The organism is Streptococcus caballi DSM 19004, assembly GCF_000379985.1.
GTDB classification, from domain to species: domain Bacteria; phylum Bacillota; class Bacilli; order Lactobacillales; family Streptococcaceae; genus Streptococcus; species Streptococcus caballi.
In genome coordinates, this window is the sequence record NZ_KB904120.1 from 1 (window position 1) to 1,117 (window position 1,117).

Sequence of the window (1,117 nt, forward strand, 5' to 3'; positions counted from 1 at the left end):
GAGTTTTTTTGGTATAACCAGCGATGCGCACCCGCATAGCGGGTGGTTTATTTGTTTCGCACCTGCGGAGCGAAACGGACTGAAAGTCACATAATCAAAACCACCCGTGAGAACGGGTGGTTTGCTCTTCGGCTGAAAGCCTCTGCTACCGGCCGAGGCCTAAAGGCCTACCGAATGGTTTTCCTTCAGCACCGCCTTTGCTAGCTGACCCGACTAGCGGGTCTCTTTAAGACTACTTTCTTTTATTCTTCTCACCTGTAAACGGATCATATTCCTCGAAAAGACTGAGCTGAGCTGCTATCACGTCTTCTTGTAATTGATTACGAATATATTCTTCAATTCGCTTCTGATTTCGCCCAACCGTATCAACATAAAACCCTCGACACCAAAATTTGCGATTCCCATATTTATACTTTAAATTAGCGTGTCGGTCGAATATCACTAAGCTACTTTTACCCCTTAAATATTCCATAAATGAGGAAATACTTAGCTTCGGTGGTATACTCACCAACATGTGAATGTGATCTGGGCATGCTTCTGCTTCATGAATTTCAACGCCTTTTCTTTCACATAATAACCGTAAGATTTGACCAATACTTGCTTTGTATTTCCCATAGATTATCTGACGTCTATATTTGGGGGCGAAAACAATATGATACTTACAATTCCATGTAGTATGTGCTAAACTATTATTATCCTGTCTCATCAGGGGTCCTCCTTGTGTATATTAGTTAGTGGTCGAGAAACCTTATCTAATATAACACTTTAGGGGGACTTTTTTGATACATCGCTAAAAGCTTTTCGGAACCACTAGCATAGCTAATGGTTTTCAGAAGCCAAAAAAGACCAGCCCTCAAGATAACTTGAAAGCTGGTCTAGGAGATTTATGAAAAAGAAAAGTTTTAGGATGGTTATAGTATACGAAGATTAACTTAAAGAAAACTGAAAGATATCCTAAACTTTTCTTAAATGGATAAAAACGCTCCTGAGTTGAAAATGGCATCTCGTTTTTTCCTAAAAAGTGAATAGGTTACACTAAACTAGACAGAATTTATAAAGTGTTCTACACTAAAGAAAAGAGGAGAACAGATATGTCTAGAAAAATTCGCCGTTACTT

At 39.0% G+C, this 1,117-nt stretch carries 1 protein-coding gene; it reads right to left on the reverse strand.

All coding sequences use genetic code 11. From position 1 onward, the window contains the following. Nucleotides 1-232: 232 nt before the first annotated feature. Nucleotides 233-706, reverse strand: a complete 474-nt coding sequence (tnpA, locus tag A3GS_RS0110075; protein ID WP_018365271.1) for an IS200/IS605 family transposase — start codon at nucleotides 704-706, stop codon at nucleotides 233-235. Nucleotides 707-1,117 lie beyond the last annotated feature (411 nt).